Annotated in this window: 23 protein-coding genes, 1 tRNA gene and 1 pseudogene; 5 read left to right on the top strand and 20 right to left on the bottom strand. The window is 56.7% G+C overall.

Translation table 11 applies throughout. The features are described 5' to 3' along the window. Positions 1-41 precede the first annotated feature (41 nt). Positions 42-974: a hypothetical protein gene (locus B0D71_RS13180; RefSeq protein ID WP_103395128.1), complete on the bottom strand. Its 933-nt coding sequence runs from the start codon at positions 972-974 to the stop codon at positions 42-44. A 224-nt stretch (positions 975-1,198) separates the two neighbouring features. Here B0D71_RS13180 and B0D71_RS13175 point away from each other — a divergent pair, with 224 nt between their 5' ends. Further along, a complete protein-coding gene (locus B0D71_RS13175; protein ID WP_103395127.1) occupies positions 1,199-2,269 on the top strand; it encodes a hypothetical protein in 1,071 nt (356 codons plus the stop codon). A 65-nt stretch (positions 2,270-2,334) separates the two neighbouring features. On the opposite strand, the gene B0D71_RS13170 is transcribed toward B0D71_RS13175, so the two are convergent. Next, complete coding sequence (locus tag B0D71_RS13170; RefSeq protein WP_240635694.1) at positions 2,335-3,126, bottom strand: hypothetical protein; 792 nt, start codon at positions 3,124-3,126, stop codon at positions 2,335-2,337. Between the two features lie 641 nt (positions 3,127-3,767). On the opposite strand from B0D71_RS13170, the gene B0D71_RS31805 reads away from it, so the two are divergent. After that, a complete protein-coding gene (locus tag B0D71_RS31805; RefSeq protein WP_103395126.1) occupies positions 3,768-3,986 on the top strand; it encodes a hypothetical protein in 219 nt (72 codons plus the stop codon). A gap of 118 nt (positions 3,987-4,104) precedes the next feature. On the opposite strand, the pseudogene B0D71_RS13160 reads toward B0D71_RS31805, so the two are convergent. The 10 genes and pseudogenes from B0D71_RS13160 to thrS form a co-directional block, all read right to left on the bottom strand. Next, a pseudogene (locus B0D71_RS13160) lies at positions 4,105-4,404 on the bottom strand (tyrosine-type recombinase/integrase); the annotation flags it as partial. Between the two features lie 412 nt (positions 4,405-4,816). Further along, positions 4,817-4,893 (bottom strand) — tRNA-Pro (locus B0D71_RS13150). A gap of 89 nt (positions 4,894-4,982) precedes the next feature. Then, positions 4,983-5,339 (bottom strand): MerR family transcriptional regulator, encoded by a 357-nt coding sequence (locus B0D71_RS13145; RefSeq protein ID WP_003179985.1) that lies wholly within the window; start codon positions 5,337-5,339, stop codon positions 4,983-4,985. Then, the gene (gene ihfA / locus B0D71_RS13140) at positions 5,320-5,622 is read right to left on the bottom strand and encodes an integration host factor subunit alpha (protein WP_002553164.1); all 303 of its coding nucleotides are present in this window, start codon (positions 5,620-5,622) and stop codon (positions 5,320-5,322) included. Before ihfA ends, B0D71_RS13145 begins: the two co-directional genes overlap by 20 nt. 3 nt (positions 5,623-5,625) lie before the next feature. Continuing rightward, on the bottom strand, positions 5,626-8,004 hold the full coding sequence (pheT, locus tag B0D71_RS13135; protein ID WP_103395124.1) for a phenylalanine--tRNA ligase subunit beta: 2,379 nt from the start codon (positions 8,002-8,004) through the stop codon (positions 5,626-5,628). Positions 8,005-8,030: 26 nt separating this feature from the next. Further along, on the bottom strand, positions 8,031-9,047 hold the full coding sequence (pheS, locus tag B0D71_RS13130) for a phenylalanine--tRNA ligase subunit alpha (RefSeq protein ID WP_007992477.1): 1,017 nt from the start codon (positions 9,045-9,047) through the stop codon (positions 8,031-8,033). 109 nt (positions 9,048-9,156) lie between these two features. Continuing rightward, entirely contained in the window at positions 9,157-9,513 is a 357-nt protein-coding gene (gene rplT / locus B0D71_RS13125) for a 50S ribosomal protein L20 (RefSeq protein ID WP_007905879.1), read from the bottom strand. A gap of 28 nt (positions 9,514-9,541) precedes the next feature. Then, positions 9,542-9,736: a 50S ribosomal protein L35 gene (rpmI, locus tag B0D71_RS13120; protein WP_002553160.1), complete on the bottom strand. Its 195-nt coding sequence runs from the start codon at positions 9,734-9,736 to the stop codon at positions 9,542-9,544. Between the two features lie 60 nt (positions 9,737-9,796). Beyond that, positions 9,797-10,348 carry a translation initiation factor IF-3 gene (gene infC, locus B0D71_RS13115; RefSeq protein ID WP_172668659.1) on the bottom strand — a complete coding sequence of 184 codons (552 nt, stop codon included), beginning with the start codon at positions 10,346-10,348 and terminating at the stop codon, positions 9,797-9,799. Further along, complete coding sequence (gene thrS, locus B0D71_RS13110; RefSeq protein ID WP_103395123.1) at positions 10,348-12,270, bottom strand: threonine--tRNA ligase; 1,923 nt, start codon at positions 12,268-12,270, stop codon at positions 10,348-10,350. The genes infC and thrS overlap by 1 nt, the downstream gene beginning before the upstream one ends. A gap of 383 nt (positions 12,271-12,653) precedes the next feature. On the opposite strand from thrS, the gene B0D71_RS13105 reads away from it, so the two are divergent. Together B0D71_RS13105 and B0D71_RS13100 are read left to right on the top strand one after the other, a co-directional pair. Continuing rightward, a complete protein-coding gene (locus B0D71_RS13105) occupies positions 12,654-12,953 on the top strand; it encodes a hypothetical protein (protein WP_103395122.1) in 300 nt (99 codons plus the stop codon). Positions 12,954-13,245: 292 nt separating this feature from the next. Then, a complete protein-coding gene (locus B0D71_RS13100; RefSeq protein ID WP_003179963.1) occupies positions 13,246-13,458 on the top strand; it encodes a cold-shock protein in 213 nt (70 codons plus the stop codon). A 69-nt stretch (positions 13,459-13,527) separates the two neighbouring features. Here the strand turns inward: B0D71_RS13100 and B0D71_RS13095 are convergent, their stop codons facing one another. Continuing rightward, positions 13,528-13,848, bottom strand: coding sequence for an I78 family peptidase inhibitor (locus B0D71_RS13095; RefSeq protein ID WP_103395121.1), 321 nt, complete (start codon positions 13,846-13,848; stop codon positions 13,528-13,530). A gap of 165 nt (positions 13,849-14,013) precedes the next feature. Further along, complete coding sequence (locus tag B0D71_RS13090; RefSeq protein ID WP_103395120.1) at positions 14,014-14,319, bottom strand: hypothetical protein; 306 nt, start codon at positions 14,317-14,319, stop codon at positions 14,014-14,016. Between the two features lie 132 nt (positions 14,320-14,451). Between B0D71_RS13090 and B0D71_RS13085 the strand changes: the two genes are divergently transcribed. Continuing rightward, complete coding sequence (locus B0D71_RS13085; RefSeq protein ID WP_103395119.1) at positions 14,452-14,643, top strand: hypothetical protein; 192 nt, start codon at positions 14,452-14,454, stop codon at positions 14,641-14,643. Positions 14,644-14,697: 54 nt separating this feature from the next. Here the strand turns inward: B0D71_RS13085 and B0D71_RS13080 are convergent, their stop codons facing one another. The 6 genes from B0D71_RS13080 to B0D71_RS13055 all read right to left on the bottom strand — a co-directional run bounded on the left by B0D71_RS13080 (position 14,698) and on the right by B0D71_RS13055 (position 20,697). Next, complete coding sequence (locus B0D71_RS13080) at positions 14,698-15,705, bottom strand: nucleoside hydrolase (protein ID WP_103395118.1); 1,008 nt, start codon at positions 15,703-15,705, stop codon at positions 14,698-14,700. A 64-nt stretch (positions 15,706-15,769) separates the two neighbouring features. Then, complete coding sequence (gene rbsD / locus B0D71_RS13075; protein WP_103395117.1) at positions 15,770-16,174, bottom strand: D-ribose pyranase; 405 nt, start codon at positions 16,172-16,174, stop codon at positions 15,770-15,772. After that, the gene (rbsK, locus tag B0D71_RS13070) at positions 16,171-17,088 is read right to left on the bottom strand and encodes a ribokinase (protein WP_103395116.1); all 918 of its coding nucleotides are present in this window, start codon (positions 17,086-17,088) and stop codon (positions 16,171-16,173) included. Before rbsK ends, rbsD begins: the two co-directional genes overlap by 4 nt. A 58-nt stretch (positions 17,089-17,146) precedes the next feature. Continuing rightward, entirely contained in the window at positions 17,147-18,166 is a 1,020-nt protein-coding gene (locus tag B0D71_RS13065; RefSeq protein WP_103395115.1) for a LacI family DNA-binding transcriptional regulator, read from the bottom strand. A 3-nt stretch (positions 18,167-18,169) separates the two neighbouring features. Further along, positions 18,170-19,147, bottom strand: a complete 978-nt coding sequence (locus B0D71_RS13060) for an ABC transporter permease (RefSeq protein ID WP_103395114.1) — start codon at positions 19,145-19,147, stop codon at positions 18,170-18,172. Beyond that, on the bottom strand, positions 19,144-20,697 hold the full coding sequence (locus B0D71_RS13055) for a sugar ABC transporter ATP-binding protein (RefSeq protein ID WP_103395113.1): 1,554 nt from the start codon (positions 20,695-20,697) through the stop codon (positions 19,144-19,146). The genes B0D71_RS13060 and B0D71_RS13055 overlap by 4 nt, the downstream gene beginning before the upstream one ends. Positions 20,698-20,725 lie beyond the last annotated feature (28 nt).

The raw sequence follows: 20,725 nt of genomic DNA, 5'->3' as shown, positions 1-20,725 counted from the left end.
CAGCGCCTTACATGTCACACGGTAGGGCGCTGGCCAGAATTCTATTTTGGCTGGTGTTTCAACAGAAACTGGTACGGTTTATTTCCGGTACCGGATCCGTCAAAAGACATGCTTGACCAGTAGGAATACCCGACTACACGAGGATCCTTGGCCATGATTTCCTCGGTGGCAGACAAGGCCTTCTCCATCGCCGCGTCCCAGGTATACCCATCCCATTGCTGACCATAGGCCGCAAGGCCGAGCACAATCGGGCCTTTGATGTCCTTCATTTTGCCTACTATGTAGCGCTGCCGATTACCTGAACCTGTCCTGTTGTCATCGAATGCTTTGCAGTCATCCTGGCACTTGCTGTACGCCTGCATTGAGACAAAGTCGGCCGCGTCCAGCGGTATTTCCTTAGCACCAATGTGGCCCCCATGGGTAGTAATGCCAACTGGCACACCCGGCTTCATGGTCTTCACCCGATCTTTGAAGTCAGCAAACGCCTCGGCATGGTTCTTGTAGCCGCATAACACGCTCCGCCTCCATACGCCCTCAAGATCCAGTTCAACCGCATCGATACCCCCTGCTAGTAAAGCTGGTACGAGGTCCGAGCTTGAATCGAGCAGGTCATCAACCGCTTCCTTCGTTGGTGGCAAGTAAACAGTCGCAATGACATGCATGTCCTTATTTCGAAGAGCCTTCACCAGCTTCTCAACTTGGTCCAACCTAGCCAGGGGTACTGGCATCCTCGCTTGGCGCTCCTTACTCAGGGAAGTTGGTTGTCGGAGGGGGCACTCCGTAGCCTCGACGGGATCCTTAGTCAGCATGATGTGGACTCGGCGTACGCCCATGTCATCGAGCCTTTGGATCAAGGTATCTGAATACTTCGCGGGACTCTTCCACCAAACGCCGCGTCCCTTCAACACTTCCTCAAGATCAGCAGCTGACACTCCCAAAGAGAGTCCCATCAGCAGAAGCATTGTCTTAAACATGTTGTATCCACCGAGTCGTATGGTCGACTCAGCTTAGTTCAGCATCACAGTCGTTTCAAAATGGTCTGTAGGCACAATCGCGATAGGTTCTATTAGGTTAATGCCATTTTTCTTCCTTGACGTAGCGCAATCGTACGTCTGCACTAGGGGGAACTAATACAAAACTGAGCATCCGTCAGATTGTGCCCATGGTTTTTTAACTATTATTTCTTAGGAGAAACTGTATGCGAATTCTCACCAAGCTGGGTGGTGCACTGTTGCTGTTAAGCGCTACGGTTCCAATTTATGCGGATGACTGCGGGGTGGCAGGCACGATCGTAGGCAACGTTGAAAAACGAGTTGGCGATCAAGTGAAGAAAGAAAAAGTTGATCTGAAAGCTCGATTTTTTAACGACGGTTCAATAGCAGTCCGTGCAGGGCTTGCGGTGAATCCTGACGGTGGGGCGGGCTCCTACACTGTTGGTGATCACGGATTCACATATATTGCAAATGGTCTTTCAATCCTGCGAAATGGTAAGGCAGATGGGTGTGATTTAAAGTGCTCAAAAGAGTTCGCCAAAGCTGAAGTAAAAGGCTTCCAGGCAGGCACAGCAGAGTTTTGCGTATATGCGATGGAAGCCGAACCACTTAAGGCTGGCCGTGATTTGATCTCGTGCGGGCCCGGGAGAATCATTGTCGGGAACGGTAAGGGGCGACTGAAACTGGGTGGCATGCTAGAGACTGTAACGGGGCAGCAAGTCCAATCATACGTTTCTACCACCTCTAGGAAGCACCTGGTTAATGGCACCGAGCAGCATTTGGACTCCGAATCCCTCCCAATAGCTGTTACGCCGAGGGTTGACCTACTCGGCAAGGTCGTCTGGGTGGGTGGAGCTGGGCTCACGAGTACTTTCGCCTTGATCGGTGACAAGGGGCCGGCATTCGGTGAGGGTTCCATAGCGCTTCATCAACTGTTGCGAACCGGTGCAATTGCTGAACAGAAGACTGGCCCCATCGCCAAAAAAGACCGGTGTGGGCCTGGAGAGCTTAGCTTACGTCCACCCTTTCAATCACGACCTGACCTTGTTGATGACCGCTGCCAGCCTGGTTATACAGCTAAATCTCAAAGTGATATTCGAGCCTACACCGGCATAGTAAATAAGTTGGATTTTGTGATTCTTGGACAAGCCAATTTTCCAACAATAGGGAGAGTTATTCAGGAGGAAGTTTCAGTTACGTCTATAAAGGACAAGGCGGATAAGTCGGGATACACCAAAGATAAAATTGATAAAATGCTTGCTTGTCTTGGTAACTGAAGGTTCAAATGCTTGTGATTACAAGTGTAACTGCTTGAATCACAAGCTTTGACTACATCAATGACTTAGAATGATTTTGCGCACTCATCAAGCCTAGCCAGTACCAGAGCCTCTTCTTCCTTCGCAAGATTAGCGCCTGCGGCGAGGGCATGCGGTCCCGCGCCAGCGTATGTGCGAAAGCTTTTATCAGCTTCTTCCTCTACTAACAACGCTTCTTTCAGCTGCTTTAAATCAGGATCTTTCAGAACTACCGCAGACTGAGCTTGGTATAGTTTTTGCCGAATATCTTCGATATTCTCAGATGCAGTTGTAATGCCTGCATTGGAGAGGGGGTTTACATCCTTGAGTGGCGCGACCACACCCAGCATACAGTCCATCGCTGTGCTGGCTTTCCGGTAGTTCGAGGCCTGGATCGTGAACTCATAGCGCTGCCCGTAGATCGAGGAGCCGGCGGCAATGGCTCCGCCGGTGTAAACGGTCGAGGTGGATTTAGCCAGGCCACCGATTACGCCGATGATCCCACCAGCCACTGTGGTGTCCTTTGTCACGTTGTTAGCGGTGATTAGATCGCTATGGGCCTTGAAATAGTGATCGCGGTAAATGAGCAGGTTCAGCTTCAAGTCGTGCTGAGTTTCTGGTTTCATCAAGGCAGAAGCCAAACCGCCTGGTCGGTCGGGGTTGGCTTCGCGCGTGGTACGAACAACAGCGCTCGGCTTTCCATTGGCCCCCTTTGCTCGTTCGGGCTGAAGGACGGAATCTTTCTCCGTTGGTTCATTTATGGGGAGGGGGTAAGGGTTAACACAGCCGGTGAGCAAGCTAATCGATAGTACAGAGGTTGGGCCTAAACCTAAACGCATACACGTCCCCCAAAGTTCGCTGATGTGAGTCCTGAATATCAGGATGATAGCTTAGGGCCACAATTTTGCTTATTCGAGCCGGCCACCACGCCAGGAGCTCTGCGCGGAAAGGTCGGTCAATACTCACACGCTACGGCGAACCAAGGCATCGTTGATCTATCGCTGGACAAAGAGCTTGGCAATCCAACTCTTGCATTGCCCAGCTCGAAGAGGGGATAGAGGCGGCCTCTCAAACGTCTGCCCAGGATAGTGGAATCCCGGAGGTTAATTAAGCATCTCGTAAGAGATCGCCTATGAGGCCAGTCTGGATACGCGATCTGATTACCCGACGAGACTAAGCATTAACAATCACCGTTTCTAGCAAACACTAGGTGTTGCTGAACTTTTACTCGACCCGGCGGCGCGGTGCTTGAGCAATGTCCTCATCGAGTGTCAAACGTTACCCTTGTCCAAGCTCTTTCTCTTCTCACCACCGTCATATTGGGTCGTCCTCTGCCGGTCAAAAATCAGGAGCGTGAGCAAGCGCAATTCAGGTGACTGTTGAATGCAAACAGCTGGGTAGATCTGGGTAATTGGCCACCAGTCTAAGCCAACGGCGAGATGAGCTAGGCTTCCGGCATCATTACTCAAGGACGACAGTCATGCCAGATAACTCAGATTGCAAGATCGCCACAGCGGACGCTCTGACATTGCTCCTCCACAACCAGCACGCCCTAAGTGCAGCGATAGAAGAAATAACCAAGTGGCTCTCAGAAAATGGAGTAGGCAGCGTCGCCGCTAATGCGATGTCGGCCATGGAAACGCTGGACACAAATGCTCAAGCCATCACAGATTCCATAATGAGGATACGCCAGTCTTAGATCACTCAGTGCAGTCTAAGGTTGCCCTCTGATCTGAATCGGTCTCTGATTTTATAGGCACATTTGACCGATAGTGGGACGAGTAGCGACGGCCTAGCACGACCGTCGCAATGAATGGTCAGACTTCCGTCTGCTCCGCCATTTCCAAGGCATCATCGACCTCGATTCCCAGGTATCTGACAGTGCTTTCAAGCTTCGTATGACCAAGCAGGAGTTGGACTGCTCTCAGGTTCTTCGTCCTGCGATAGATCAACGAAGCCTTGGTTCTCCTTAGCGTGTGGGTTCCGTACATGGTTGGATCAAGGCCAATGGCTGTCACCCAAGCTTTGACTATTCGAGCGTATTGCCTGGTGGAAAGATGGTCTGAGGCGTGCAACCAGCTCGGGCACAAGAAATCCTCTTTGCGAAGGCACTTTTGAGCAGGAAACTAGCGCAGGGGCAATCGTGCCGTTCCCCGCCCATGACCCTGCCCTGCGTACCCGTCATGGCTTCAGCTACCTGAAAGAGCGCTCACTGCCACCCGCGGTAGAGATTTTGAGCCAGCCTCTTACGGGCTGTGCTTGGAGATATGTGGCGGATACGTGGCGGTTCATACCCGAAGAGGAAAACGTTCCTCCCTATTAACGATGCACTCGTGCACGCCTCGCAACCCGATGCTCTTGAACACCCCGCGTTGCAGCACTCTACGTTAATTCCCCTCCCTCTCGACCAGCGGATAATCGAAATCCTCGGTGGGGCAAAAAGTGGGGCAAAAATCAGCTCCGCGAAAAAACAATAAATCATAAAAAAATCCAGTCACCGCTAAGTGACTGGATTTCTTTAAGAATAAATGGTCGGGACGGAGTGATTCGAACACTCGACCCCTAGCACCCCATGCTAGTGCGCTACCGGACTGCGCTACGCCCCGACTAGGCGTGAAACCTGTTCCTCATCTCGAGGAACGCTCAAGAATATATCGCAAGCTTTTGAAAACTGGAAGTATTTAAAAGCAGGAATTTATTTCTTGAGTACCACCAGAACATCTTCGAGCTCGGCGATCATCTGGCGGATCATCTGCTTGTATTGGGTGGTGTCGTCTTTGGCTTCATCACCGGACAAACGCAAGCGCGCTCCGCCGATGGTGAACCCCTGATCATAAAGGAGCGCGCGGATCTGCCGGATCATCAGCACGTCCTGGCGCTGATAGTACCGGCGGTTTCCGCGGCGTTTGACAGGGTTGAGTTGAGGAAACTCCTGCTCCCAGTAGCGCAGCACGTGTGGTTTTACCGCACACAGCTCGCTAACTTCTCCAATGGTGAAGTAGCGTTTGCCCGGGATGACGGGGAGCTCGTCGTTATGACTTGGTTCCAGCATAAGCCTCAACTCGGGCCTTCAACTTCTGCCCTGGACGAAAGGTGACCACACGGCGAGCCGTGATCGGGATTTCTTCCCCCGTTTTCGGATTGCGGCCAGGCCGCTGGCGTTTGTCCCGAAGGTCGAAATTGCCGAAACCGGACAATTTGACTTGTTCGTTGTCTTCGAGCGCGTGCCTGATTTCTTCAAAAAACAGTTCGACCAATTCCTTAGCCTCCCGTTTGTTCAGGCCCAGCTCTTCATACAGACGTTCCGCCATCTCAGCTTTCGTCAGAGCCCCCATACGTCACTTCCTTAACGTGGCGTTCAACCTTTGTTCGAGCGAGGTGAGGATGTTTTGCGTTGCGGTATTCACCTCATCGTCATTAAGAGTGCGCGATGGATGCTGCCAGGTCAAGCCGACTGCGAGGCTTTTTCTATCAGGATCAATGCCTTTACCCTGATACACGTCAAATAGCCTGAGGTCTGTCAGCCATTCGCCTGCATTTTCACGGATTACGTCCAGTACAGCCGTGGCTGCCACGTCTTTGTGCGCAATCAGTGCAAGGTCACGACGCACTTCAGGAAAGCGCGATAACTCGTGGAATTTTGGCATTTTGCCCGACGCGACTTCCGCCAGAACCAGTTCGAAGACGAAGACCGGACGGTCGAGACCGAGGGTTTTCGACAATTCGGGGTGGATCGCGCCAATGAAGCCGACCAGACGACCATCACGTTCGATGCGCGCGGTTTGGCCCGGGTGCAGCGCCGGGTGTTTACCTGGCACGAAAGTGAACGCATCCAGGGCACCGGCGAAGCCCAGCACCGCTTCCACGTCAGCCTTGACGTCGAAGAAGTCGACGGTGTCGCGGCCTTGCGCCCAGCCTTCCGGCAGACGGCTGCCGCAAACCACACCAGCCAGCATCGGCTCTTGCTTCAGGCCTTCGAGCTGACCCACGAAACGCAGGCCACTTTCGAACAGACGCACGCGATCTTGCTGACGGTTCAGGTTGTGCTGAAGCGCCTTGACCAGACCTGGCCACAAGGACGAACGCATGGCGGCCATATCGTTGGAAATCGGGTTGGCCAGCAGCAACGGCTCCACACCCGGATTAAACAACTCGAACTGTTTCGGATCGATAAAGCTGTAGGTAATGGCTTCCTGGTAACCACGGGCAACCAGCAGACGGCGCAGTTCAGGCAGGTCGCTACGCGCCTCTGCCTTGGCTTGCGGCGCCAGACGCGCTTGCGGATAACGAACCGGCAAACGGTTGTAGCCGTACAGCCGTGCCAGCTCTTCGATCAGGTCGACTTCCAGGCTGATATCGAAGCGATGGCTTGGCACTTCTACACGCCACTGCCCTGCCCCGGCGGTAGTAATGGTCAGGCCCAAAGCGCTGAGCAGACGCTCAACTTCAGCCGAATCCATTTCCATACCCAGCATCTGGGTAATGCGCTGGACCCGCAGGGTGACCGGAGCAATTTTCGGCAGGTGCTGTTCGCTGACGGTCTCGATGATCGGACCCGCCTCACCACCGGTGATTTCCAGCAGCAAGCCAGTCGCGCGCTCCATGGCTTCGCGCGCCAGTTGCCAGTCCACGCCACGCTCATAGCGGTGCGATGCATCGGTGTGCAGGCCATAGGAACGGGCCTTGCCTGCTACGGCGATCTGGTCGAAGAAGGCACTTTCCAGGAACACATCACGTGTGGTCGCGGAAACACCGCTGTGTTCGCCACCCATAACGCTGGCGATTGCCAGTGCGCGGGAATGGTCGGCAATCACCAGCGTATCGCTACGCAGGGTGACTTCCTGGCCGTCGAGTAGCACCAGCTTCTCGCCCTCTTCGGCCATGCGCACACGGATGCCGCCGTTGATTTCGGCGAGGTCGAAGGCGTGCAGTGGCTGACCCAGCTCAAGCATCACGTAGTTGGTAATGTCGACGGCAGCGTCGATGCTGCGCACATCCGCGCGACGCAGACGCTCTACCATCCACAGCGGCGTAGGCTTGGACAGGTCAACGTTACGAATAACACGACCCAGGTAACGCGGGCACGCGGCCGGCGCCAGCACTTCTACTGAGCGCACTTCGTCGTGCGCGGCAGGCACCGAAGCCACCTCCGGACGGACCACTGGAGTGGCATAGAGTGCACCAACTTCACGAGCCAGACCGGCGAGGGACAGGCAGTCACCACGGTTCGGGGTCAGGTCGACCTCGATGCTGGCGTCTTCCAGATCCAGATAAACGCGGAAGTCTTCGCCCACCGGCGCATCGGCCGGCAGCTCCATCAGACCGTCATTACCTTCACCGACCTGCAGTTCGGATTGCGAGCACAGCATGCCGTTGGACTCAACGCCACGCAGCTTGGCCTTCTTGATCTTGAAGTCGCCCGGCAGTTCGGCGCCGATCATGGCGAAAGGAATCTTCAGGCCCGGGCGCACGTTTGGCGCACCGCAAACCACCTGGAAGGTTTCCGTGCCGTTGCTGACCTGGCATACGCGTAGCTTGTCGGCGTCCGGGTGCTGCTCGGTGCTCAGCACCTCGCCCACTACCACGCCACTGAAAACACCGGCGGCCGGCGTAACGCTATCGACCTCAAGACCGGCCATCGACAGACGAGCAACCAGCTCGTCGCGACTTACCTGCGGGCTAACCCAACCACGCAGCCATTGTTCACTGAATTTCATCCTGCTCTCCTAAAAATTCGTTACGACTAGCGAAATTGCGCGAGGAACCGCAAGTCGTTGTCGAAGAACAGACGCAAGTCGTTCACGCCGTAACGCAGCATGGCCAGACGCTCAACGCCCATGCCGAAGGCAAAGCCCGAGAACTCTTCCGGGTCGATACCGGACATGCGCAGCACGTTCGGGTGAACCATGCCGCAGCCCATCACTTCCAGCCAGCCAGTCTGTTTGCAGACGCGGCAGCCTTTACCGCTGCACATCACGCACTCCATGTCGACTTCTGCGGATGGCTCGGTGAACGGGAAGTACGAAGGACGGAAACGCACGGCCAGTTCTTTTTCGAAGAACACCCGCAGAAACTCTTCGATGGTGCCCTTGAGGTCGGCGAAATTGATGTCGCGATCGACCAGCAGGCCTTCGACCTGGTGGAACATCGGAGAGTGAGTGATATCGGAGTCGCTGCGGTATACGCGGCCTGGGCAGACGATGCGGATCGGCGGCTGCTTGGACTCCATGGTGCGGACCTGTACCGGCGAGGTATGGGTGCGCAACAGCATGTTCGCATTGAAATAGAAGGTGTCATGCATCGACCGGGCCGGGTGATGGCCTGGGATGTTGAGCGCTTCGAAGTTGTGATAATCGTCTTCGACCTCAGGGCCTTCGGCGATGCCGTAGCCGATACGGGTGAAGAACTGTTCGACGCGTTCCAGAGTGCGGGTAACCGGATGCAGACCACCGGAGGTCTGACCACGGCCAGGCAGGGTCACGTCAATGGACTCGGCGGAGAGTTTGGCAGCCAGATCGGCTTCTTCAAACAATGCCTTGCGCGCATTAAGGACCTCTGTGACACGCTCCTTGGCAACGTTGATCAGAGCACCGACCTGCGGACGCTCTTCTGCCGGCAAATTCCCCAGGGTCTTCATCACCTGAGTCAATTCACCCTTCTTGCCAAGGTAGTGAACCCGGATTTGCTCCAGGGCATTGATATCTTCAGCGCTTTGCACAGCCTCTAGAGCTTGAGAGACGAGCGCATCCAGGTTTTCCATGTACAGACTCCAGATACAAAATAGGGGAAGAGCTTGAAGGCTCTTCCCCTATTTATGACGTTTAACACCTGGCCCCACAGATGCGAGGCCGGGTGACTGTCGGGGGTACTTAAGCCAAGGTGGCTTTAGCTTTCTCGACAATCGCAGCAAACGCCGCTTTTTCGTTCACTGCCAGATCAGCCAGAACCTTACGGTCGATCTCGATGGACGCTTTTTTCAGGCCGGCGATGAAACGGCTGTAGGACAGACCGTTGATACGAGCACCAGCGTTGATACGAGCGATCCACAGAGCGCGGAACTGACGTTTTTTCTGACGACGGTCACGGTAGGCGTATTGGCCTGCCTTGATTACCGCTTGCTTGGCAACACGGAATACGCGGGAGCGTGCGCCGTAGTAGCCTTTAGCAAGTTTCAGAATTTTTTTGTGACGCTTACGGGCAATGACGCCACGCTTTACACGAGCCATGAGTTACTTCCTCTATTCTTGACTAAAATTAACGAAGGCGCAGCATGCGCTCGACTTTTGCCACGTCAGACGGATGCAGCAAGCTGCTACCGCGCAGTTGACGCTTACGCTTGGTCGACATTTTGGTCAGGATGTGGCTCTTGAAAGCGTGCTTGTGCTTGATACCGTTAGCAGTTTTCAGAAACCGCTTAGCAGCACCACTTTTGGTCTTCATTTTTGGCATGTTCGGATACTCCGCATTCAGTTGATAAACATAATCAGAAGGCCTGCCGTGCCCTGTTGATTACTTCTTCTTTTTCGGGGCGATGACCATGATCAGCTGGCGTCCTTCCATCTTAGGATGCTGTTCGACCGAACCGTACTCGAGCAAGTCACCTTCAACTCGCTTGAGGAGTTCCATCCCCAGCTCCTGGTGGGCCATCTCACGGCCGCGGAATCGCAAGGATACCTTGGCCCTGTCCCCGTCACTCAGGAAACGTACCAGGTTGCGCAGTTTTACCTGGTAATCCCCTTCCTCCGTCCCTGGACGAAACTTGATTTCTTTAACCTGAATCTGCTTCTGGTTTTTCTTGGCCGCAGCAACCTGCTTCTTCTTTTCGAAGATCGATTTGCCGTAGTCCATCAGTTTGCAAACAGGTGGTACTGCATCGGCGGAAATCTCCACCAGATCCAGCTTGGCCTCTTCAGCCTTAAGAAGCGCGTCTTCAATTGACACAATCCCAAGCTGTTCACCTTCAGCACCAATTAACCGAACCTCGCGGGCCGAGATATTCTCGTTGATCGGGGCTTTCGGTGCAGCTCGTTTATCTTGTCTCATTTCACGCTTAATAATAATTACTCCGAATCTGGGCGACCACGCCGGGAAACCGCTTGCGCGAGAAACTCAGCGAACTGGGCGACGGGCATCGAGCCCAGGTCAGCACCTTCACGAGTACGCACAGCGACAGTCTGCATCTCGACTTCCCGATCTCCGATAACCAAGAGATAAGGAACCTTGAGCAAAGTATGCTCGCGGATTTTAAAGCCGATTTTTTCATTTCTCAAGTCAGACTTGGCACGGAATCCGCTTTCGTTGAGGGTTTTTTCAACCTCGGCGGCGAAATCCGCTTGTTTGTCGGTGATATTCATCACCACTGCCTGGGTCGGAGCAAGCCACGCCGGGAATGCACCCTCGTAGTGCTCGATCAGGATTCCGACGAAACGCTCGAAGGACCCCAGGATCGCCCGGTGCAACATCACCGGGTGCTTGCGACTGTTGTCTTCGGAGACGAATTCGGCTCCCAGACGCACTGGCAGGTTAAAATCGAGCTGCAGGGTACCACACTGCCAGACCCGACCAAGACAATCTTTCAGCGAGAATTCGATCTTCGGACCGTAGAAGGCGCCCTCACCCGGCTGCAGATCGTACGGCAGGCCAGCACTATCAAGGGCTGCAGCCAATGCCGCTTCGGCGCGATCCCACAGTTCGTCGGAACCGACGCGTTTTTCCGGACGAGTGGACAGCTTCATCTCGACATCTTTAAAGCCGAAATCGGCGTAGACATCCATGGTCAGCTTGATGAACGCGGCTGACTCGGCCTGCATCTGCTCTTCGGTGCAGAAGATGTGGGCGTCGTCCTGAGTGAATGCGCGCACGCGCATGATGCCGTGCAAGGCACCCGATGGCTCGTTACGGTGGCAGGCACCGAACTCGGCCAGGCGCATCGGCAACTCGCGGTAGCTCTTCAGGCCCTGATTGAACACCTGCACGTGGCAAGGGCAGTTCATTGGCTTGATCGCGTAGTCGCGGTTTTCTGACTGCGTGGTGAACATGTTGTCGGCGTAGTTGGCCCAGTGCCCGGATTTCTCCCACAGACTGCGGTCAACGACTTGCGGCGTCTTGATTTCAAGATAGCCGTTGTCGCGCTGAACCTTGCGCATGTACTGCTCAAGCACCTGGTACAAAGTCCAGCCGTTCGGGTGCCAGAACACCATACCCGGCGACTCTTCCTGGGTGTGGAACAGGCCCAGGCGCTTGCCGATCTTGCGATGATCGCGCTTTTCCGCTTCTTCAATGCGCTGGATGTAAGCGGCGAGTTGCTTCTTGTCCGCCCATGCGGTGCCGTAGACGCGCTGCAATTGCTCGTTCTTGGCATCACCGCGCCAATAGGCGCCGGACAGCTTGGTCAGCTTGAAGGACTTCAGGAAGCGCGTGTTCGGCACGTGCGGACCGCGGCACATGTCGACGTATTCTTCGTGATAGTACAGGCCCATGGCCTGTTCGTTCGGCATGTCTTCGACCAGGCGCAACTTGTAGTCTTCGCCACGGGCCTTGAACACTTCGATCACTTCGGCACGCGGAGTGACTTTCTTGATCACGTCGTAATCTTTTTCGATCAACTGCTGCATGCGCTGTTCGATGGCGGCCAGGTCGTCCGGGGTGAAAGGACGCTCGAAGGCGATATCGTAATAGAAACCTTCGTCGATGACCGGACCGATGACCATCTTGGCGGTCGGGTACAACTGCTTGACCGCATGGCCAACCAGGTGGGCGCAAGAGTGGCGAATGATCTCCAGCCCCTCTTCATCCTTTGGCGTGATGATTTGCAGCGACGCGTCGCTGTCGATGATGTCGCTGGCGTCGACCAGCTTGCCATTGACCTTGCCGGCGACGGTGGCCTTGGCCAGGCCTGCACCGATGGATGCGGCGACTTCGGCTACGGAGACCGAGTGATCGAATGAACGTTGACTGCCGTCGGGAAGAGTAATAGTTGGCATGGCGCCTCCTCTCCTAGTGGTGACCCCTACCAAAGGTCACGTGGGTTGGGATGAGCCAGTACAAGATCCGGTCCAGGCCATTCAATGACGAACGCCTGCCTTACAGCGGCAGGAGCCTTGCGGCCAACCGGAAAACCGAACCAGAGTGACTGGGATTCAAATCAGGGTTAATCGCACATCTGCCGCTACCGGGACTGAAGGTCCGTCGGAGCCTGCAAACGCCCGAGCGGGGCATGCTAGCACAGATGAACGGTAATCGGCCTGCACGCAATCAGACGGTGAAAAATTCCTCACTTTTATGGCGCAGAGTGAACTTGCGATATACGAGCCGCCTCAAATTGACTGAGAATCGCCACAGATATCGACCCCAAGGAGTTCCTGTCATGCGCCTTATCCATCTTTTTGCCTTCGCCGCCCCGCTTGCCCTGTTGCTGCCACTGAGTGCACACGCTGCCTGGCCAGCCGGCGTGAAAGCCCAGTACATGGGCGATTGCACAAAAGCTGCCAGCCAAAGTGTCAACCCGGCCGAAGCGAAGAAGCACTGTGCATGCGGCGCCGACGTTCTCGAGAAGAAATTTACCACCCAAGAAATCGCGCAGTTGATGGACAAAAACAATCCACCTGGTCCTGAATTGAGCCAGCGCGCGCTGAAAGAAATCTCGGTGTGCAGAGTTCAGAAATAGAGCTTTGCAGGGCGTTTTTTGAGTATTCCGGGGGCCTAAAACAGCCAAATATCGGCTGACTCACATAATTTACGCAGCTTTTACGGGTTTTTTTAATCCCCTTTTTAGCAGCGCAAACCCGCTGAAACCGGGGCTCACAGCCATTCATCGCGGTGAAAGACGTGCTATATGAAAGCAAACAACGCGTCTGGGGGGCTCCCAAACCGAACATTTCGACTATGATACCCGGGTGTGCCCAGTTGGCCTGAGCAGCACAGTACTACTGAAAATATATGTTTCTTGGAGATACACCATGTCTAATCGCCAAACCGGCACCGTTAAATGGTTCAACGATGAAAAAGGCTTCGGCTTCATCACTCCTCAAGGTGGCGGTGACGACCTGTTCGTACACTTCAAAGCTATCGAAAGCGACGGTTTCAAAAGCCTGAAAGAAGGCCAGACTGTTTCCTTCGTGGCTGAGAAAGGCCAAAAGGGTATGCAAGCTGCTCAAGTTCGCCCAGAGTAATTTCCAGGCGCACTAAAAAAACCCCGTCCATGTGACGGGGTTTTTTATGGCTGAAACAAAAGCGAACGATCAGCCGCAGTTGACTCGGGTTACCACCCGGCCGGCATCGGTGCTCAGGTTCAGGCGATCGGAACGGTACTCCAGCGTCACCATATCGGTTGGCAGCAGGAACCGTGCGCTTTGTGCCCCTGCGCGAGTACGCGCCTGCTCAAGCAGCTGCGGCGATGCCTGTTTGCCAATGGTGAACTCGGCAGCCTTTGCTTCACAGCGACTGCGACCCGTGTCAGTCGTCGCAACATCAGCGGATGCCGACTCCGTAGAGGTAGTGCTGCAACCGGCCAGCGTGGCAACGGCCAGCAAAGTACCCAATGACGCGAGCTTCCAAGGCATGAAGCCTCCTTATTCAATGATTAAGCTGAGATCGTGCGACAACCAGACTGGCGTTTGGTTTCACCGGCAGCGCTAGCACCCTGCCCGCAATCCGGACGAGCCGCGATTCTGCCTGAGCACCGCCTTCCCCTTAATCACTGAATCGTGACTGAATATGAACGACGCTCAATAGACGTCGATATAGTCGTAAGGCGGATTGGGCCAGTTCTCCTTCAAGGCATTGAAGATTTGCATGACCCAGACTTCATCGCTGGCCGCGACCCGCCCGACATAACCGGAGCCCTTGGCCCATGTTTCGAGACGAAACAACAAGCCGTCGATATCGGTACCGCCCACGACACCCGAGGAGATATAGGCAATGCCTCCTCTGGTGACCCGCAACTGGGTGTGCTCATCGTCACTGGCGCCGGCCAGCAACTGACGCACGGCCTCAAGGGTGAGGCCATCTGGAGAATTCAAATCGATCTGCACGGCGCATTCCTTGAATATTCATCAAAGACCAAGTGTCGCATAGCCCACCTTTGCTGCCTAAGTCGGCGTGTCAAAAGCCCCGCAAAATGGTTAACTCGGCACTCAGACCTCCCCGACCTCACGAGTGCCAACATGACCACCGTAAGCATCGACGCTGACATCAAGGCCAAGTGGCAGGACGGCCACAGCTCCTACAGCCCAAGCAGCACGGAAGAGCTTGCCATCATCGGTATTGACCTGTTGGTCAGGGATATTGGAACCGAAGCCGCCCAATCGTTCATCGAGCAGATATTCGAGAAACATCTGTCGGACCAAAAGGCCTAAGCGGTCAGCGGGCGGGAGTGAACCCCGCAGACAGACACCAGCGGGGCATGACGATTACTTCAGACGGGCCAGACGCTCGGTCAGCAGATCGAAGAACCCCTGGGCATCACCGCTTTCAACCCAGAAGGCATTCTTTGGCGCTTTCAAGCCGTCATGCCAGTCAACGATCGTTTGCCCAAAGGTCGGCCCTTCGCGACTGTCGACCACCACGTTGACCGAGCGACCACTGAACAACTGCGGCTTGAGCAGATAAGCGACAACCGTGGCGTCATGTACCGGGCCACCGGGAATGCCGTAGTGCTCCATGTCGCCCTTGATGTATTCATTGAGAATGTCACCCACCAGCCGGCTGGCGTTGTTGTTCAGCGCGGCAATTTGTTTCAGGCGCGCTTCGCTGGTAAGGATCTTGTGGGTCACATCCAGCGGCAGGTAGGTCAGCTTCACACCACTCTTGAGTACCACTTCGGCGGCGTGCGGATCGGCGAAGAGGTTGAACTCGGCCACCGGCGTGATGTTGCCGCCGTTGAAGTGCGCGCCGCCCATGACCACCACTTCCTTGATGCCCTGAACGATACCCGGCTCCTGGATCAGCGCCAGGGCCAGGTTGGTCTGCGGGCCAAGCATGGCGATCGTAATGCTGTGGGGCCTGGCCGATTTCAGGGTATCAATCAGATAAGTGACGGCGCTGCCCTTGGCCAGGCCTTGCCTGGGCTCATGCACGGCAATGCCCGAGAGCCCTTCCATGCCATGAACGTCCTCGGCGTAGATGGGTGTGCGCATCAGGGGCCTGGGCGCCCCCGCATAGACCGGCACCTCTTCGCGCCCCGCCCACTCCCGGGCCAGTCGCGCATTGCGCGAGGTCTTGTCCAGGCGAACGTTGCCAGCAACGGTGGTCAATGCCCGGACATCCAGTTCATCCGGCGATGCCAGGGCGAACAACAGGGCGACGACATCGTCAGCCCCCGGATCGGTGTCGATGATCAGGTCGATTTTTTGTGCCGCCTGGGCGTTCGTTGCGGTAATCAGGGACAAAAGCAGCAGACTCCTGAGCAGTTGGTGCAGTTTCTGAGCATAGCGATACTGGGCGCGCTCCTTGCGCCAGGAAAATCAGAACGCGAACAGCCAGTCAAAACGTTACCCCGGCGACCAGCACAATGTTGCAGTACGGCTGGCACTCGCCTGTACGAACAATCGCTCTGGCTTGTCGGCTCAGGACCTTGAATTGTTCACGGGTGAGCACTTCACGTCGCCCCAAAGCGCCTCCGCCGTTCAGTTCATCGAGCGTCACCAGGGGCGACGGCTTTTTATCGAAGAACTCCTGAGCCAGCACATGGCTTTCGACCTGCATCTCACTGAGCACCACCTTCAAGGTGCTGGCAAAATCCGGAATGCCATGGGTCAAGGCCAGGTCGATCAATTCAACGCCTGGAGGAACCGGCAACCCCGCGTCCCCGATGACGACCATGTCGCCATGCCCCAATGAGGCAATCAGCCGCGACAAAGCAATGTTGAGCAGTGGTGTCTTTTTCATGGGGTTTTAAACGCCTGCACATCGCTCAAGGCGGGAATCGACGGTTGCGCACCCGCCCGGGTGACAGACAACGCCGCAGCCACCTGCCCGAAGCGGATTGCCTGCACTTCATCCTTACCCGCGGCCAGCGCCGCAGCGAAACCGCCCACGAACGTATCGCCAGCCGCCGTGGTATCGACAGCCTTCACGACGGGCGCGGGGAAATGTTCGAAGCGCTGGCCATCGGCAAACAGCGAACCTTGAGCACCGAGGGTGATGATCACCTTACCGGCGCCCAAGGCAATCAGGCGGGTCGCCGCGGCTTGCGCGGATTCCAGGGAGTCCACGGACACTCCGCTCAGGGCCGACGCTTCGCTCTCGTTGGGAATCAGGTAATCGATAGACGCGTACCAATCCACTGGCAAGGGACGGCTGGCCGGTGCGGGGTTGAGGATGACCGTCTTGCCCAGTTCGCGACCACGCTTGAGCGCATGGCCAACGGAGGCATCAGGTACTTCCAGCTGACAGATGAGCACGTCCGCCGCCTGTATCACCGAATCAAAACGGTCAATGGCTGCAGCAGTCAACTCACCGTTGGCACCGGGGACGATCACGATCGTGTTCTGACTGTTGTCGTCGACCACAATCAACGCCACGCCGCTGGAACCTTCAACGGTACTGACCGCCTGACAATCGATTTGCTCGGCCAACAGCGCCCCACGCAGCGCCTCACCATAAGCGTCGCTACCCACGCAGCCGATCATCGACACCCGCGCTCCCAACCGCGCCGCAGCCACGGCCTGATTGGCGCCCTTACCGCCGGACACGGTGGAAAACGACTGACCAATCAGCGTTTCACCGCCCTTGGGCAAGCGTGGCGCCCGGGTCACCAGATCCATGTTCAAGCTGCCAATCACCACTACTTTTGCTGACATACATTGCTACTCATCGATTCTGTTTCGGTGGCGCTGTTGGTTTAGCGGCGTTCGGTTTTCAACGGAACTGGGTAAATACGCCGGCCAGCGGCGCCGTCGATTCACGGATGACAATACTCGGCGTCACGATGCGCTGATCGGTCACCAGTCCTGGCGTGGCGATCCGTCGCAAAAGCACTTCGGCCGCCATTTCTCCGAGCTGCAAGATCGATTGCCCGACCGTGGTCAACGACGGATAGACATACCGACTCATCTGGATATCGTCGAAGCCGATCACCGACAACTCGCTAGGTACGCGAATATTGCGCTCGGCGGCGGCCCGCAGCACGCCGATGCCAATCATGTCGTTGGCGGCAAAAATGGCGGTAGGCGGATGGCTTTCCAGCAAAATCGCGGCAGCGCTGTAACCGCCGGTGCTGGTGAAATCGCTTGCCAGCACGCGCCCGGAAGAGACTTCGACGCCCGCCTCTTTCAAGGCCCGGCAATAACCCGCCAGACGCATCTGCGCCACACTGGTGTTTTCCGGCCCGCTGATCGTGGCGATGTCCCGGTGGCCTAGCTCCAGCAGATGCCGGGTCGCCAGATACGCGCCGTATTCATGGTCGATGCGCACCATGTCCGCATCGACACCGTCCAGTCCGCGGTCGACGATCACCATGGGCGTGCGGACGCCCTTCAGGCCTTGGGCCAGACCGCTGTCGCCGCCGGCCGAGGCGACAATCAGGCCATCGATGCGTTTTTCCAGCAGCACACGCAGGTAGCTGCGCTGCTTGTCCGGATTGTCGTCGGAGTTGCACAGGATGACGCAGTAACCGTTTCGCTCGCAGTAATCCTCGATACCCCGGGCCAGTTCGGCGAAATACGGGTTGAGGCTATTGGGCACCAACAGGCCGATGGTCGCCGTGGTCTTGGCCTTGAGCGAACGGGCCACCGCACTAGGGACGTAGTCGAGGGTCTTGATCGCCGCTTCAACCTTGATCCGGACCTCTTCGCTGACCGGACGGGTCTTGTTCACCACATGGGAAACCGTGGTGTAGGAAATGCCGGCAAGGGCTGCCACATCTTTGATAGTCGCCATGACTCAGGTCCGCCGGCTTGCGCGTTGACTGCGATAAGTGTCCAGCACCACCGCCACCACAATCACGGCGCCGGTAATGATGCGTTTGGTTGGCTCGGTTGCCCCGATCTGTGCCAGCCCCGCGGCCAGTACGGAAATGATCAGGACGCCAAAAAACGTGCTGATCACCGAGCCACGCCCGCCCATCAGGCTGGTCCCGCCGATCACGACGGCTGCGATTACCTGCAACTCAAGACCGGAGCCCGCATTCGGGTCGGCGGCTTCCAGGCGAGAAATCTGGAACAGCGCGGCAATCCCGGCCAGCAATCCCATCAGACTGAAGACCAGGATTTTGTAGGGCTTCGGATTGATCCCCGCCAGCCGCACGGCCTCCTCGTTGGTGCCGATACCGATCAGGTAGCGACCGAACACTGTGCGGGTCAACACGGCCTGGGCGATGAATATGATCAGCAACGCAATGATGAACGACGGCGAAATGCCGAAGGCGATCGGATTGGACAACCAGGCGAACGCATCGCCGATGTAGGCCGTACGTGAACCGGTCATCTGGTACGCCACTCCGCGAGCCATTTCCAGCACGCCCAGGGACACGATGAACGACGGTATCCGCCACGCCACCGTGATCGAACCGGTGATGGTGCCTGCGAGCGCCGCGACGACCATCCCGAGCAACGCTGCGGGCAGAACGCTCCAGCCCCAGCCGAGTATCGCCACGCTGACCGTCGAGGCCGCCAGGGCCAGCACCGAGCCGACCGACAGGTCGATGCCTCCGATGATCAACACAAAGGTCATGCCAACCGCCAGCACCATCAGATCCGGAATCTGGTTGGCCAGGGTGCTGAAAGTGTCGTACGACAGAAAGTGACTGCTCAGCACCGAGAACAGCACGATCATCGCCAGCAAGGCACCCGCCAGGCCCAGGTAAGTGCCCAGGCCGTAAAAGTTGCCACTGCGTTTACCGGCGGAGGAAGCGGTTTTCATGGAAGATCCCTAGGCGCGGCCTCAAAGAGCTGCGCATCACGTTTTTGGTAGCCGGCAAAAGCAGCGGCGAGCAACTCATCCTGGGTCCAGCTGTCGCGCTCGAATGTATCGATCAGGCGCCCCGCCGAGAGCACACCGATCCGGTCACAAATCAGCATCAGCTCGCGCAAGTCGCTGGAGACCACCACCAGCGCCTTGCCCTGGCGGGTCAACTCACCGAGCAAGTTGTAGATATCGAACTTGGCGCCGACATCGATGCCGCGGGTCGGTTCGTCGAACAGCAGCACCGAGCAGTCGCGCTCCAGCCAACGGCCGATGACGACTTTCTGCTGGTTGCCACCGGACAGCTCGGACACCAACTGTGCCGGACCGGAACTGCGAATGCGCATGGCATCGATCTGACGCTGGGCCAGGGCGCTTTCCCCAACGTTATCGACAAAGCCAGCGCTCGAGATGCCGGGCATGTTGCCCAAGGCGATATTGGCGCCGATCGACTGCGTCAACAAAAGGCCTTCGCCCTTGCGATCCTCAGTGATCAACGCGATGCCGTGGCCCACCGCGTCGACCGGCGAACGGATGCTAACGACCTGCGCCGGCGTGCCCAGGGCAATCGTGCCGCTGTCGGCGACATCTGCACCGAAGATCAGACGCAGCAACTCGGTGCGCCCCGCGCCAATCAAACCGGAAATCCCGAAAATCTCTCCGGCACGGACTTCGAACGACACATCACGGACCTTGTCGGCACGGCTCAGCCCCTTGACCGTCAACACCGGAGCGCCAATCTTGCGCGCCCCCATATCGATGTGTTCGCCGAGCTCGCGTCCGACCATCAAGGTGACCAACTGCTCGCTGTTGTAGTTGGCCATCGGTTCGACACAGACCAGGTTGCCATCGCGCAGCACGGCGATGCGCTGTGCGACCCGCGCCAGTTCTTCGAGGCGATGGGAGATGTAGATGATCGATACGCCGCGCGCCTGCAGGCGGGTGATCTGCTCGAACAGCATTTCAACTTCGCGGGCAGTGAGCATCGCCGTCGGCTCATCGAGAATCAGCACATGACAATCGCCAATCAGGTTGCGGGCAATCTCCACCATTTGCTGGTGGCCGATGCCCAGTTCGCCGACCAGGGTGTCCGGGTCAATGGCATCGAGTCCGACCTGAGCCATGGCCTCGATGGCAGCCTTGCGCAATTGTTTGCGACTGATCCAGCCGCCACTGTTGGGCAGGTTGTCGAGAAACAGGTTTTCCGCCACCGACAGGGTCGGCAGCAGATTGAGCTCCTGCATGACCATGCGGATACCGAGGCCTTCAGCCTGAGCCCGACTCCCCGGGCGATAGTCCTGCCCCTGAAACTGCATCTGGCCGGTGGTCGGCGCGACCAGCCCGCCAATGATTTTCGAAAGCGTGCTTTTGCCTGCACCGTTCTCACCGGTCAACGCCAGCACTTCACCGCGCATGAGCGTCAGATCGATGCCGGTCAATACCGGTTGGGCGTAGGTCTTGCCGATTCCGCTGACCGAGAGGACAGCGTTCGCAGCGCGAACTGACATAAAAACTCTCCATGCGCCCGTCCGGCTG

The sequence above is a fragment of the Pseudomonas laurylsulfativorans genome (assembly GCF_002906155.1).
GTDB classification, from domain to species: Bacteria; Pseudomonadota; Gammaproteobacteria; order Pseudomonadales; family Pseudomonadaceae; genus Aquipseudomonas; species Aquipseudomonas laurylsulfativorans.
This window is presented reverse-complemented; position numbering and strand designations above follow the sequence as displayed.

Bases quoted from the DNA above. Each gene is read 5' to 3' on its own strand.
- B0D71_RS13180 (WP_103395128.1), bottom strand. From the start codon at position 974: ATGTTTAAGACAATGCTTCTGCTGATGGGACTCTCTTTGGGAGTGTCA.
- B0D71_RS13175 (WP_103395127.1), top strand. From the start codon at position 1,199: ATGCGAATTCTCACCAAGCTGGGTGGTGCACTGTTGCTGTTAAGCGCT.
- B0D71_RS13170 (WP_240635694.1), bottom strand. From the start codon at position 3,126: ATGCGTTTAGGTTTAGGCCCAACCTCTGTACTATCGATTAGCTTGCTC.
- B0D71_RS31805 (WP_103395126.1), top strand. From the start codon at position 3,768: ATGCCAGATAACTCAGATTGCAAGATCGCCACAGCGGACGCTCTGACA.
- B0D71_RS13145 (WP_003179985.1), bottom strand. From the start codon at position 5,339: ATGCTGGAACCAAGTCATAACGACGAGCTCCCCGTCATCCCGGGCAAA.
- ihfA (WP_002553164.1), bottom strand. From the start codon at position 5,622: ATGGGGGCTCTGACGAAAGCTGAGATGGCGGAACGTCTGTATGAAGAG.
- pheT (WP_103395124.1), bottom strand. From the start codon at position 8,004: ATGAAATTCAGTGAACAATGGCTGCGTGGTTGGGTTAGCCCGCAGGTA.
- pheS (WP_007992477.1), bottom strand. From the start codon at position 9,047: ATGGAAAACCTGGATGCGCTCGTCTCTCAAGCTCTAGAGGCTGTGCAA.
- rplT (WP_007905879.1), bottom strand. From the start codon at position 9,513: ATGGCTCGTGTAAAGCGTGGCGTCATTGCCCGTAAGCGTCACAAAAAA.
- rpmI (WP_002553160.1), bottom strand. From the start codon at position 9,736: ATGCCAAAAATGAAGACCAAAAGTGGTGCTGCTAAGCGGTTTCTGAAA.
- thrS (WP_103395123.1), bottom strand. From the start codon at position 12,270: ATGCCAACTATTACTCTTCCCGACGGCAGTCAACGTTCATTCGATCAC.
- B0D71_RS13105 (WP_103395122.1), top strand. From the start codon at position 12,654: ATGCGCCTTATCCATCTTTTTGCCTTCGCCGCCCCGCTTGCCCTGTTG.
- B0D71_RS13100 (WP_003179963.1), top strand. From the start codon at position 13,246: ATGTCTAATCGCCAAACCGGCACCGTTAAATGGTTCAACGATGAAAAA.
- B0D71_RS13095 (WP_103395121.1), bottom strand. From the start codon at position 13,848: ATGCCTTGGAAGCTCGCGTCATTGGGTACTTTGCTGGCCGTTGCCACG.
- B0D71_RS13085 (WP_103395119.1), top strand. From the start codon at position 14,452: ATGACCACCGTAAGCATCGACGCTGACATCAAGGCCAAGTGGCAGGAC.
- rbsD (WP_103395117.1), bottom strand. From the start codon at position 16,174: ATGAAAAAGACACCACTGCTCAACATTGCTTTGTCGCGGCTGATTGCC.
- rbsK (WP_103395116.1), bottom strand. From the start codon at position 17,088: ATGTCAGCAAAAGTAGTGGTGATTGGCAGCTTGAACATGGATCTGGTG.
- B0D71_RS13065 (WP_103395115.1), bottom strand. From the start codon at position 18,166: ATGGCGACTATCAAAGATGTGGCAGCCCTTGCCGGCATTTCCTACACC.
- B0D71_RS13060 (WP_103395114.1), bottom strand. From the start codon at position 19,147: ATGAAAACCGCTTCCTCCGCCGGTAAACGCAGTGGCAACTTTTACGGC.
- B0D71_RS13055 (WP_103395113.1), bottom strand. From the start codon at position 20,697: ATGTCAGTTCGCGCTGCGAACGCTGTCCTCTCGGTCAGCGGAATCGGC.